Source organism: Streptomyces roseofulvus (genome assembly GCF_039534915.1).
Classification (GTDB): Bacteria; Actinomycetota; Actinomycetes; order Streptomycetales; family Streptomycetaceae; genus Streptomyces; species Streptomyces roseofulvus.
In genome coordinates, this window is record NZ_BAAAWE010000001.1 from 6997760 (window position 1) to 7009976 (window position 12217).

The 12217-nt window shown below is 73.7% G+C and carries 10 protein-coding genes; 5 read left to right on the forward strand and 5 right to left on the reverse strand.

The genetic code is table 11. From position 1 onward, the window contains the following. Positions 1-60: 60 nt before the first annotated feature. The 3 genes from ABFY03_RS32200 to ABFY03_RS32210 form a co-directional block, all read right to left on the reverse strand. Entirely contained in the window at positions 61-1065 is a 1005-nt protein-coding gene (locus ABFY03_RS32200; RefSeq protein WP_319010520.1) for a LacI family DNA-binding transcriptional regulator, read from the reverse strand. 139 nt (positions 1066-1204) lie between these two features. Continuing rightward, positions 1205-2704 carry a glycoside hydrolase family 43 protein gene (locus ABFY03_RS32205; protein WP_346171495.1) on the reverse strand — a complete coding sequence of 500 codons (1500 nt, stop codon included), beginning with the start codon at positions 2702-2704 and terminating at the stop codon, positions 1205-1207. Between the two features lie 822 nt (positions 2705-3526). After that, positions 3527-4357, reverse strand: a complete 831-nt coding sequence (locus ABFY03_RS32210; RefSeq protein WP_346171496.1) for a helix-turn-helix domain-containing protein — start codon at positions 4355-4357, stop codon at positions 3527-3529. Positions 4358-4492: 135 nt separating this feature from the next. Between ABFY03_RS32210 and ABFY03_RS32215 the strand changes: the two genes are divergently transcribed. Beyond that, positions 4493-5689: a Gfo/Idh/MocA family protein gene (locus ABFY03_RS32215; RefSeq protein ID WP_346171497.1), complete on the forward strand. Its 1197-nt coding sequence runs from the start codon at positions 4493-4495 to the stop codon at positions 5687-5689. 9 nt (positions 5690-5698) lie between these two features. Here the strand turns inward: ABFY03_RS32215 and ABFY03_RS32220 are convergent, their stop codons facing one another. Continuing rightward, positions 5699-5926: a hypothetical protein gene (locus tag ABFY03_RS32220; protein WP_346171498.1), complete on the reverse strand. Its 228-nt coding sequence runs from the start codon at positions 5924-5926 to the stop codon at positions 5699-5701. A 6-nt stretch (positions 5927-5932) separates the two neighbouring features. Beyond that, positions 5933-6733, reverse strand: a complete 801-nt coding sequence (locus tag ABFY03_RS32225; protein WP_346172335.1) for a helix-turn-helix transcriptional regulator — start codon at positions 6731-6733, stop codon at positions 5933-5935. 145 nt (positions 6734-6878) lie between these two features. On the opposite strand from ABFY03_RS32225, the gene ABFY03_RS32230 reads away from it, so the two are divergent. From ABFY03_RS32230 to ABFY03_RS32245, 4 genes are all read left to right on the forward strand, one after another. Beyond that, on the forward strand, positions 6879-7694 hold the full coding sequence (locus ABFY03_RS32230; RefSeq protein ID WP_346171499.1) for a phytanoyl-CoA dioxygenase family protein: 816 nt from the start codon (positions 6879-6881) through the stop codon (positions 7692-7694). Continuing rightward, complete coding sequence (locus tag ABFY03_RS32235; protein WP_346171500.1) at positions 7691-8038, forward strand: hypothetical protein; 348 nt, start codon at positions 7691-7693, stop codon at positions 8036-8038. Before ABFY03_RS32230 ends, ABFY03_RS32235 begins: the two co-directional genes overlap by 4 nt. A 175-nt stretch (positions 8039-8213) precedes the next feature. After that, on the forward strand, positions 8214-11069 hold the full coding sequence (locus tag ABFY03_RS32240; protein WP_346171501.1) for a glycoside hydrolase family 3 C-terminal domain-containing protein: 2856 nt from the start codon (positions 8214-8216) through the stop codon (positions 11067-11069). Between the two features lie 152 nt (positions 11070-11221). Beyond that, positions 11222-12205, forward strand: a complete 984-nt coding sequence (locus ABFY03_RS32245) for an acetylxylan esterase (RefSeq protein WP_319010529.1) — start codon at positions 11222-11224, stop codon at positions 12203-12205. Positions 12206-12217 lie beyond the last annotated feature (12 nt).

The window sequence follows — 12217 nt, forward strand, 5'->3', positions numbered from 1 at the left end:
CGGAACCGCTCGGCGAGCCGTACCCCGACCGGCGCGGGGTACGGCTCGCCGGTCCCTGCGTCAGGGGGCCGTCCCGGTGCTCGCCCGCACCGTCAACTCGGGGGCGATCAGCGAGACTTCGTCGGTGGCGCGGCCCTCGATCTTGGCGACCAGGCGCTCCACCGCCTGCCGGCCCATCTCCTGCGCCGGGATGGAGACCGACGTCAGCCGCACCGAGGCCTGGACGGCCACCTGCTCCGGGCAGATCGCGACCACCGACACGTCCTCGGGGACGGCGCGGCCCTGCCGGCGCAGCAGGGCGAGCAGCGGCTCGACCGCCTGCTCGTTCTGCACGACGAACCCGGAGGTGCCCGGGCGCTCGTCGAGGATGCGGGTGAGGACGGCGGCGATCGCGTCGTAGCCACCGCCGCACGGCCGGTGCAGCACCCGGAGGTCCAACTCCCGCGCCCGGGCGCGGAGCCCGTCGAGGGTGCGCTCGGCGAAGCCGGTGTGCCGCTCGTAGACCGCGGGGGCCTCGCCGATGACGGCGATGTCGCGGTGGCCGAGCTTCGCCAGGTGGTCCACGCACAGCGCGCCGGTCGCCCGGAAGTCGAGGTCGACGCAGGTCAGTCCCGAGGTGTCGGCGGGCAGCCCGATCAGCACGGACGGCTGGTCGGTGCCGCGCAGCAGCGGCAGCCGCTCGTCGTCGAGCTCGACGTCCATGAGGATCATCGCGTCGGCGAGCCCGCTGCCGGTGACGCGGCGGACGGCTTCGGGGCCCTCCTCACCGGTCAGCAGCAGGACGTCGTACCCGTGCGTCCGGGCCGTCGTGGCGACCGCGATGGCGATCTCCATCATCACCGGCACGTACATGTCGGTGCGCAGCGGGACCATCAGCGCGATGATGTTCGACCTGCTGCTGGCCAGTGCCCGCGCGCCCGCGTTCGGGTGGTACCCCAGCTCGCGGATGCTCTGCTCGACCTGCAGCCGGGTGGCCGCGGAGATGGGCCGCTTGCCGCTGAGGACATAGCTCACCGTGCTCGCCGACACTCCGGCGTGCCGGGCGACCTCGGCGAGGGTTACCATCCAGCTCTCCCAGCCTCATGAAGCGCTTCGATCATGTGAGCGTACCGCTCCTGCCTGCCATGTACGGCGACCTTATCTCCGGCGTCACGCGTTGTCCATCCTTCATCGAAGCGCTTCGACGGGGCGAGGAGGGAGGCGTTCAGCCGTCGAGGGGCTCGTAGTCGAACCAGTCGAAGCGGACGGTGCCGTCCGCGGCGTACAGGCCGATGACCCGGCCCGTGAAGCCGCCGGCGACCTCGGTCGACAGATAGCGCCCGTCGAGTGCGGCGAGCTCCGTGAAGGTGCCGTCGGGCCGCTCGAAGCCGAGGGTGACGACGTCGGGTCCGGTGCGGGGTCCGTGCGGCGTCGCCGATTCCGTGATCGTGACGGCGAGGACCACCGGCCCGGCGTGCACCGTCCGTGCCGCCACGACCGTGCGCAGGGCGCCGACGCGCGCGACCGCGCGTACCTCCGTGCCGGACACCTCGACCGCGTAGTGGTGCCGCTCGTCGAGCCGGACCGCGAGCCCGCCGTCTCCCTCCGCGGCGTCGACCAGCGTGCGCGCCCGGCACGCGAGATGCTGCTGGCGCCGGCCGGTGAACACCACGTCGGGCTCGTCCAGGGAGCGTCCCCGCGCGCGGAGGGTCAGCCAGCCGGGGCGCTCCTCGGTGGTGCAGTGCTCGGCCGGCCGGTCGCGCAGCGAGATCCAGGACGGGCGCAGTGCCGGGAGGTCGAAGTCGTCCCGGCGCTCCTCGACGGGGCCGGGGGAGAGCGGCCACGGGAGCTCGGGCAGGTCCAGGTCCACCTCGCCGACGACCGGCCATCCGTCCACCCAGGTCACCGGAGCCAGGAAGGTCTCCCGGCCGAGCACGTGCCAGCCCGGCGTGCCGCCGCCGGGCCGGACGCCGAGCAGCACCATCCACCAGGAGCCGTCGGGGCCCTGCACCAGGTCCGCGTGCCCGGTGTTCTGGACGGGGTGGTCGGTGCCGCGGTGGGTGAGGACCGGATTGGCCGGGCACGGCTCGAACGGGCCGGAGGGCGTACGGCCCCGGGCGATCGAGACGCCGTGGCCGCGCTCGGTGCCGCCCTCGGCGATCAGGAGGTACCAGTACGCGCCGATCCGGTACAGGTGCGGCGCCTCCGGGGCCTTCGCGCCGGGCCCGCCGGACCAGAGCCGGTGCGGTGTGCCGGACGTCCGCCCCGTGGACGGGTCGAGACGGACCTGCGAGACCCCGGCGACCGTGCACCAGCAGGTGCCGTCCTCGTCCCACGCCAGGTCCGGATCGATGCCGGGGACGCCCGGCGCCCGGACGGGGTCCGACCACGGTCCGGCGGGGTCGGTGGCCGTGACGATCAGGTTGCCGCCGCCCTCGCTGCAGTTGGTGACGACCAACCAGAAGCGGCCGTCGTGGTGGCGCAGGGTGGGGGCGTAGATCCCGCCGGAGGACGGCATGTCCACCGGCAGGCGCAGTTGCTCCGGCCGGTCCAGGACGTTGCCGATCTGCGTCCAGTGCACCAGGTCGCGGCTGTGGAAGAGGGGAACGCCGGGGAAGTACTCGAAGCTGGAGCAGGCCAGGTAGTAGTCGTCGCCGACGCGGCAGACGCTGGGGTCGGGGTGGAAGCCGGGGATCACGGGGTTGGCGGGACGCAGGGGTGGCACCCGAGGGGTCCTCTCGTCGATGCGTGAGCGAGTCGCGGTGGGGGTGGGGCCGGGGGCGGCTCAGGGAGCGCCGGGGCCCGTGGGAGTGACGCGGAGCAGGAAGGCGGACGGCGCGGTGGGCAGGGTCAGACCCAGCTCGGCGGTGTCCGGACGCCGGACGGAACCGGGCCGAGCGGCCGACGGATGGAGCACCTCGATCCGGGCGGGAGTGTCCCGCAGGTGGGGAAGGCGGAGCGTCGCCGCGGCGTCGGCTCCCGGGCGGCGCCAGACGGTGAGGTAGGTGGTTGGCGGGCGTCCGCAGGGCCAGGGCGATCCAGGGGGCGCCCCAGGCGGGAAGCCCGAGGGGCCTGAACGGTACGGCCTCCGGCAGGTCGGCGCCGATGGTCTTGTACACGGCCATCGCCTCGTGGACCAGGGCGCGGGCCGCCCCGTCGAGTTCGAGGAGGCGGCCGGAGAGCCGCGCCCGGTGCGCCGGTCCGTCAGGCCGCCCATCGGCAGGTGCCCGCAACTGGACCAGGTGCCCTGCCCGTTCAGGGAGAAGCCCGCCTTGCCGTGCCCGTACGTCACCCGAAGGGCCTCGTGTCCCCACTGGAAGGTCCCTGGTTCCTTGGTCATGGCGGCCCTTTCGGGGTCGGTGCCGGGCGGGTTCCTCGGGTGGGGGTGCCGGGTCGTGCCCGGCAGGCCGGGCGGCGACGGCCGTCGAAGCGCTTCACTCGCAGCCGTAAGGTAACGGACGAATTTCACGAGAGACAAGGGCTGCGTGCAGGCGAAGCGCTTCGACTCCGGGACTCCGAAGAACGACCCGGAGCGTGCCCGGTGGGGTCAGAGCCCGCGTCCGTGCCGGAACCGCGCCGGGGTGGTTCCGCACGCGTCGGTGAAGACCCGGTAGAAGCGGCTGACCGAGCCGAAGCCGGCGGCCGCGGCCACCTGGCTCGCGGGAAGGTCGGTGGTCACCAGCAGCCGGCGCGCCTCGGCGAGCCGGTACAGCTTCACGTAGTCGCCGATCGTGGTCCGCACGACCTTGCGGAACTGTGTCATGGCGTAGGTCGGGTGGACGTGCGCCGCCGCGGCGACGTCAGCGACGGAGATCGGCTCCCGGAAGTGGTCCGCGATGTACCGCGCCATGGACACCGCCTGGCGCAGGGCCGGATCGTCACCGGGGTGGCGCCGCACCGGATCGCCGACCGTGGCGAGCGCCAGGCGCCGGACGCGCGCCTGGATCTCCAGCATCGCGATGCGGTGCAGTTCGTCGTCGCCCGCGGCCAGATCTGCGGCCCACTGGGTGAACCTCGCCGGATCGCTCGCGTCGGCACGGTCCGGGGACGAGACCACCGGCACGCCCGAGAGCACGCGGCCGACGAACGGCTGGGGCAGTCCCCAGGCGAGGAACCGGTCGAAGGGCACGTGCAGCCAGTGGACGCGCGTCGCCCTGTTCGCCACCAGCTGATGCGGGATCGCGGCCCAGAACACGGCGAGGCCACCCACCGCGACGTCGAGGAGCTCGCCGCCGTGGAGATAGAGCATCGGCCCGCCGCCGGCCACGAAGTTGATCTCCAGGTCGTCGTGCCGGTGCGCCGCCGCCATCAGCGTCGGACGACCGGACCAGCCGCGCAGGGACGACGGTTCGTCGACCAGAGCACCCTGAGGATCCAAGAAGTTCTCTCTTCGAAGCAGCGCAGACATCCCGTGTCCTCGGACCCTACCGTCAGGGAGCAGTGCCGGAGCCCGCGCCGTCGCGCGACCGGCATCCGCCCGCATCCACGCCCCCGTCCCTGATGGAGATCTCGCGTGTTCTCACTCGGCATCGTCGGAGCCGGCCAGTTCGCCGGCTCGTTCGCCAACCTCTGGCGCCTGCACCCGGACGTCGGTGACATCAAGGTCACCGACCTGCTCCCGGAGCGCGCCGAGACACTCGTCGCCGAGCACGACCTCGCCGGCACCCTCCCCTCGTTCGACGCCATGCTCGACTCGGACCTCGACGCCGTCGCGCTCTTCACCCAGCGCTGGACCCACGGGCCGCTCGCCGTACGGGCGTTGCGCGCGGGCAAGGACGTCTACAGCGCCGTCCCGATGGCCGTGACCGAGGCCGAGATCGCGGACATCATCGCGGCGGTCGAGGAGACCGGCCGGATCTACATGATGGGCGAGACGAGCTACTACCACCCGGCGACCGTCTACGCCCGCGAGCGGATCGCCGCGGGCGCGTTCGGCCGGATCTTCTACGCGGAGGGCGACTACGTCCACGACATGGACTGGGGCTTCTACGACGCGTACAGGTACAGCGGCGGCGCGAACTGGAAGGCCACCGCCAGCTACCCGCCGCTGCTCTACCCCACGCACTCGATCGGCGGAGTCCTCGGCGCCTGGCGGACGCACGCCGTGAGCGTCTCGGCGATCGGCGTCCCGGACGAGCGCGGCGACGGCGTCTTCGACCGCGAGATCAGCCAGTTCGACAACGACTTCTCCAACGCCACCGCGCTGTTCGAGGTCGCGGGCGGCGGCAGCTTCCGCACGAACGAGTTCCGCAGGGTCGGATACATCGGCAAGGAGTCCCGCTTCCGCTACTTCGGCACGGAGGCGGTCCTCGAACAACTCGGCTCGGTCAGCCTGTGGCAGGACAAGAAGGGCGAGCGCGACATCACCGCGCACCTCCACGCCGCACCCACCCTCACCCCGGACGACCCGGCGCTCTCCCACGTCGCCCCGGAACTGCGCGACGCCTTCGCCTCCCGCACCGCCCCTGTCCACGACCGCTCCCGGCTCCCGCGTGAGTTCGCGCACGCGCCCAACGGCCACGAGGGCAGTCACCACTTCCTCGCCGACGACTTCGCCGTCGCGGTCACGACGCGGACGCCTCCTCCGCTGCACGCGTGGACCGCCGCCCGCTACACCCTCCCCGGCATCATCGCCCACCGGTCCGCCCTCCGAGACGGCGAACGCCTTCCCATCCCCGACCACGGCGACGGCCCCGGCGTCACGCCGTAGCGGCACGCCTCACCGGCCCGGGGGAGGGCCTGCGCGCACCAGATCGTCTCCGTCGAAGACCGCGCAGATCGGGGACGCGCCGCCGATCAGCCGCAGCCTGATCGGCGGCGCGCCGTACCGGACGGCGTCGGCGATCGGCACGTTGACGACCGGTTCGCTGTCGAAGGACGCCTCCTCCAGACCCCACGCGTCCACGCGGTCGACGGCGGCGCGTGGCCGGACGGGGTTGCTGATCACCGGGGTCTACCGGGCCGCCTCGTCGCGCGGGGCGGGACCGGCGCCGCGGATGCCGCGAGGCGACGCCCCCAGCTCACGGCGGCAGGCCTTGTTGAAGGCCTGGAGGTCGGGGATGCCGACCGAGGCGGCGACGGCGGGGATGGAGAGCGTGGTGGCCCGAAGGAAGTGGCGGGCCCGTTCCATCCGGCGGGCCCGGATGTAGCCGACGACGGTCTCCCCGGTGGCGGCGCGGAAGAGCCGGGTCAGGTGGTTGTGGGAGACGCCGGCCGCCCTCGCGATCTCCGGCACCGTCAGGGACCCGGCCAGCCTCGCCTCGATCAGGGCCGTCGCGGCCGCCACCGCCGGATGGACGGCCGGGGCGCTCCGCTCCCGGGGCGGGGCGAGCCGGGCGATCCGCCACAGCGCGGCCCACACCTCGGCGGTGGCCCGGGCCGGGGTGCGCGGCCAGGCGGCGAGCGCCTGCCGCAACTGGGCCGAGAGCAGATCGAGTTCCGGCCCGGCGGGCTGGATCACCGGAATTCCCTGGGGTGTTCCCGCCGCACCCAGGCGGAGGTGGGCGTAGAGGTGCTCGGAGCGGCCCCGGTAGCGGTAGCGCACCTCGGTCCCGGGCGGGACGAGGCTGACCCGCCCGGGCCGGATCTCGTGCTCGGTTCCGTCGACCGTCAGGTCCGCGTCGTAGCCGTACAGATGGAGCTGCCACAGGTCCGGCAGCGAGAACACGTCCACGTGGCCGGCCGGACCGTGCACGCCGATACCGACGGCGGCGAGCGCGGGAGGGTCGTCGAGAGGGGCGAGGACCGTCTGCATGGGCACGTGTTCTACCACGGCGGACCACGCAGGGGCCCGGGGCGCGGTCGTCGGAGCGCGCGGCGGACGGGCGGGTGAGAATCGACCAGCGGAGGGTGAACGCGGCCCACGCGGCACGGGTCCGGCCGGACCTAGCGTGGCCGCCATGGAGAACAGCCAAGAACTGCTGAACTCGGTGCGGATGGCGCGCTTCGTGGCGCGCGGGTCACTGCAGCTGGACGCGGTGGTGCCGGCGGAGATGAACGCCGAGGGCCTGGCGGTCCTGGCGGCCGGGGTGCCGCCCGTGCCGTACGGGACGCCGCTGTCCGAGGCGTACGCGAAGGGCTCCTTCGTCCGCAGGCTGCTCGAACTGCCGCAGGTGGCAGGGGCCCTGCGCAGCCTCGTCGGCCCCGAGCCGTGGGTGGACCACCACTTCGTGCACATCCGCGAGCCGCACGGCGGCGAAGCTCAGGGACTGCACGGGGACGCCATCATCGACGTCCGGCCGGACGCCTTCGACGTCCAGCTGATGTACTACCCGCAGGCCGTGACGCTGGAGATGGGCGGCACGCTCAGTGTGCCGGGCAGCCATCTGCGGCGGACCAACGAATCGGACACCGGCCGCTACCAGAACCTCCGGGGCCAGGACAGGCTGGTCTGCCCGGCCGGCACGGTGGTGCTTCTGCACCACGGAATCTGGCACGGCGGCCGGCGCAACGACAGCGACGTCCGCCGCTACATGTTCAAGATCCGCTTCAATCCCCGGGTCCGTCAACGGCGCCTGTGGGACACCTCGGACCTGCACGACCCGCGGGTGACCGCGGAGCTGGACGTGATGTTCCCGTGGTACGAGGGAGCGACCGGCCGGCTGGAGCGGTACAACCGCATCCTGCTGTGGCGGGAGCTGACCGGCGACGGCGACTTCGACGTCGACCGCTGGGTGACCAGGGTCTCCAACCGCCCGAAGGAGACGGTGGAATGACGCCCGAAGCGACCCCGCCCGCCTCGGCGGCCGCCCGCGACGCCTCCGCCGCCCCGGTGCCGCGGCAGCAGGTGCTCGTGCTGTACCTGGCCGGCTCGGCGCTGGACTCCCCGGTCGTGGGCTGGTCGCGCTACGACGGCACCGGCCGCACCTCGCCCACCACGGGCGACGGTGACGAGCCGCCGTACGAGTCGGGGGTGGCCGCGCTGCGGGACGGCTGGCGGCTGTTCCAGGCCGCGCAACTGATCCCGCCGTACCCGGGGCACGAGTACGACGTCTCCTTCCTCAAGCACGAGTTCTTCTTCGAGCGGATCGTCGACGTGCGGGAGGGCACCGGGGCCTGACGTCGAACCGCTTGACCCGGTGCACGCGGGCGAAGGGGCCATCCAGAGGAGTCAGGGGAGGGGTGGGGGCCGGGGTTTCTCCGCGCCTCTCATTGACAGGCAAGGGAGACGAATGGGACCGTCGAAGCGCTTCGACGAACGCCCATCGCAACCAGCTCGCCCGAGGGGTATCCACGTGAGTTCCGCGCCCGCGTCCGCATCCGAGCGACCCGATTTCCGTGATCCCGCGCTGCCGCTGCAGAAGCGCGTCGACGACCTGCTCGCACGGCTCACGCCCGAGGAGCGGATCGCGATGCTGCACCAGTACGCGCCGGCCGTCCCCCGCCTCGGCCTCGCCGCCTTCCGTACGGGCAGCGAGGCCCTGCACGGGGTCTCCTGGAAGGGGGTGGCGACGGTCTTCCCGCAGGCCGTCGGCCTCGGCGCCACCTGGGACGAGGACCTGGTGCGGCGGGTCGCCGAGGCCGTCTCGGCCGAGCTGCGGGCCTTCCACCACCACCGGACGCCCGCCGCCGGCGACGGCCCCCACAGCCTGCAGGCCTGGGCGCCCGTGCTCAACCTGCTGCGCGACCCGCGCTGGGGGCGCAACGAGGAGGGCTACTCGGAGGACCCGGTGCACACCGCCCGGCTCGGCGAGGCGTACTGCCGGGGCCTGGCCGGCGACCACCCGACCTATCTCCGGACGGCCCCCGTCCTCAAGCACTTCCTCGCCTACAACAACGAGGACGACCGCTGCACCACCTCCTCCGGCGTGCGCCCGCGCGTCCTCCACGAGTACGACCTGGCCGCCTTCCGGCCCGTCGTCGCCTCCGGCGCCGCGACCGGCGCCATGGCCGCGTACAACCTCGTCAACGGGCGTCCCTGCCACGTCAGTCCGCTGATCGAGACCGAGCTGCGCCGCTGGGCGCGGCCCACCGGACACGAGCTGTTCGTGGTCAGCGACGCCGAGGCCCCCTCCAACCTGGTCGACCCGGAACACTACTTCGACGACCACGCCGAGTCCCACGCCGCCGCCCTCAAGGCCGGCATCGACAGCTTCACCGACCACGACGAGGACAGCGCCACACCGGTCGGCCGGCTGCGCGAGGCGCTGGAGCGCGGCCTGATCGACCAGGCCGACGTGGACCGCGCGGTGCGTCGCCAGCTCGAACTCCGCTTCCGCCTCGGCGAGTTCGACCCGGACCTCGACCCGTACGCCGGGATCGGACCGGAGGTGATCGACTGCCCCGAGCACCGCGCCCTGGCCCGGCACGCGGCGACCGAGTCGGTGGTGCTGCTCAAGAACGACGGCCTTCTCCCGCTCGACCCCGCCGGAACGCCACGGATCGCCGTCATCGGCCCCCTCGCCGACACGCTGTGCGAGGACTGGTACAGCGGCACCATGCCCTACCAGGTGACCGTCGCCGACGGCCTCGCCGCCGCCCTCGGCGCCCACGGCGGCGCGGTGGTCCGGGTGGAGGGCGCCGACCGCATCGCGCTGCGCTCCCGCACCACCGGCGAACTCCTCGGCAAGACCGCCTTCGACGTGACCGACTGGGGGCGCGGCGCGCTGACCCTCCGCGCCTCCGGCACCGGCCACTACCTGACGCTCAAGGACGACGCCACCGTGGCGGCCGACCAGGACGTGCTCAAGAACTGGTTCGTCAAGGAGACCTTCCGGCTCGAACCGGCCGGGGAGGACACCGTGTTGCTGCGGTCCGTGTTCACCGGCCGCTACGCCGCCGTCGATCCGGCCGACGGCGGCGTCACCCTGACCGCCGACGCCCCGGACGCCGCCGAACGCTGGGCACGCGAACTGCTGCACGACGGCGGGGCCGAGGCCCGGGCGGCCGCCGAGGCCGCCGACGCGGCGGTCGTCGTCCTCGGCAACCACCCCATGATCAACGGCCGGGAGACCGAGGACCGCGCGGACATCGCACTGCCCTCGGGGCAGGAGGAGCTGCTCCGCACGGTCGCGGCCGTGCGCCCGGAGACGGCGCTCGTCGTGATGAGCAGCTACCCGTACGCCGTCGACTGGGCCGACGCGCACCTGCCCGCCGTGGTGTGGACCTCCCACGGCGGGCAGGAGACGGGCCACGCGCTGGCCGCCGTGCTGCTGGGCGAGGCCGAACCCGCCGGACGCCTCCCGCAGACCTGGTACCGCGGCGACGACCCGCTGCCGGCCCCGCTCGACTACGACATCATCACGGCCGGCTGGACCTACCAGTACCACCGGCCGGCGCCTCTCTACGCCTTCGGCCACGGCCTGTCGTACACCGACGTCACCTACCGCGACCTGCGGCTGTCGCGCTCCTCGACCGGCCGGGACGGCGCGGTCGACGTCACGGTGACCCTGACCAACAGCGGTGCCCGGTCCGGCAGCGAGGTGGTGCAGCTCTACGTCCGGGCGCTGGACGCCCGTCACGAGGCGCCCGGGCTCCGCCTGGCCGACTTCCGGAAGGTGCGCCTGGAACCGGGGGAGAGCGGCGAGGTGGCGTTCCGCCTGCCCGCCGAACGGCTCGCCCACTGGGACGTCGCCACCTCCGCCTTCACCGTCGATCCCGGCGCCTACGAGATCATCGTCGCCCGCTCCGCCGACCTCCCGGTCCTCACCGCGCCGCTGACGATCACCGGGCCGGCCCCCGCGCCCCGGGCCGTCGTGGAACGGCGCACCCTGGCCGTCGACTTCGACGACTGCGCGGACGTCACCCTCGTCGACGCCACGCGAACCGACGGCGACGCGGTCACGCCCACCGACCCCGCGCGTCCCGGGACGCTTCTCTTCCGCGCCGTCGACCTCTCCGGCGCCGTCCGCGTCGAGGCCGAGACCGCCCGCGAGCACGCCGGACCCGGCGAGGCGCGGCTGGTCGTCCGGGCGGGCGACCGGGTGCTGGCCGAGCTCGACATCCCCGTCACCGGCGACCGCCACGCGTGGCGGACCGTCGCGGGCGCGCTGGACGCCCCGCCCCGAGGCGTCCACGACCTGCGCCTGACCCTGCACGGTGCCGTCCGCCTCTCCGCCTTCCGCTTCGGCCGCCCCGGCAGCGCCGGCTGACCGCTCGCGCCCGCCCGTGAACCGGCGGCCCGTCCGACGTGGGGGAGGGCGGGCCGCCCCCCCGCCCAGCCGTGCCCGGACCCGCGCGGCACGTGGCCCCGATGCCCCTCGCACGCCCTCACCCCGTCCACACTCCGACCGGAGGAAACCCCATGCCGCTCACCGACCTCGGGACCGACGAGCTCGTCGGCTATCGGCCGCAGCCGACCGCTCCGCACGACTTCGACGCCTTCTGGCGCCGCACCCTCGCCGAAGCCCGGTCCTACGACGGGACCGTCAAGACCGAGCGCGTCACCTCCGCGCACCTGCTGCACACCGTCGACGTCGACGACGTGCGCTTCCCCGGCTGGAACGGCGAACCGGTGGCCGCCTGGCTGCTGCGTCCGCGCGGCGCGGAGGGACCGCTGCCGGTCGTCGTCACGTACATCGGCTACAGCGGCGGCCGCGGACTGCCCACCGACCACCTGTTCTGGTCCGCCGCCGGCTACGCCCAGCTCGTCGTCGACAGCCGGGGCCAGGGCCACGACACCCCGGACCGGACGACCGGCGACGGCACGCAGTGGGCCGGGGGCTTCATGACCCGGGGCATCGACTCCCCCGAGCACTACTACTACCGGCGGCTGATCACCGACTGCGTACGCGCCGTGGACGCCGTCGCCGGGCTGCCCGGGCTCGACCCGAGCGGGATCGTGCTGACCGGAGGCAGCCAGGGAGGCGGCCTGACCCTCGCCGTCGCCGCGCTCGCGGGAGACCGGGTGGCGGCGGCCCTGCCGGACGTCCCCTTCCTGTGCCACTTCCGCCGCGCCGTGCAGATCGCCGGCGACGGCCCGTACCCGGAGATCGCCGAGTACCTGCGCTGGCACAGCCGCGGCCGCGTCGAGCGGACCCTCGCCACCCTCGACTACTTCGACGGCGTCCACTTCGCCCAGCGGGCCACCGCGCCCGCGCTGTTCAGCGTCGCCCTGATGGACCCCGTCTGCCCGCCCTCCACGGTCTACGCCGCCTACAACCACTACGGGGGCGAGGACCGCACCATGACCGTCTGGCCCTTCGGCGACCACGGCGGCGGATACGGCTCCAACCCGCCGGTCCAGCTGTCCTGGCTGCGCGAGCGCGGCCTCACACCGGACCTCTGACGACCGCGGGCC

Coding starts and splice junctions, on each gene's coding strand:
- ABFY03_RS32200 (WP_319010520.1), bottom strand. CDS start 1,065: ATGGTAACCCTCGCCGAGGTCGCCCGGCACGCCGGAGTGTCGGCGAGC.
- ABFY03_RS32225 (WP_346172335.1), bottom strand. CDS start 6,733: ATGCAGACGGTCCTCGCCCCTCTCGACGACCCTCCCGCGCTCGCCGCC.
- ABFY03_RS32230 (WP_346171499.1), top strand. CDS start 6,879: ATGGAGAACAGCCAAGAACTGCTGAACTCGGTGCGGATGGCGCGCTTC.
- ABFY03_RS32235 (WP_346171500.1), top strand. CDS start 7,691: ATGACGCCCGAAGCGACCCCGCCCGCCTCGGCGGCCGCCCGCGACGCC.
- ABFY03_RS32245 (WP_319010529.1), top strand. CDS start 11,222: ATGCCGCTCACCGACCTCGGGACCGACGAGCTCGTCGGCTATCGGCCG.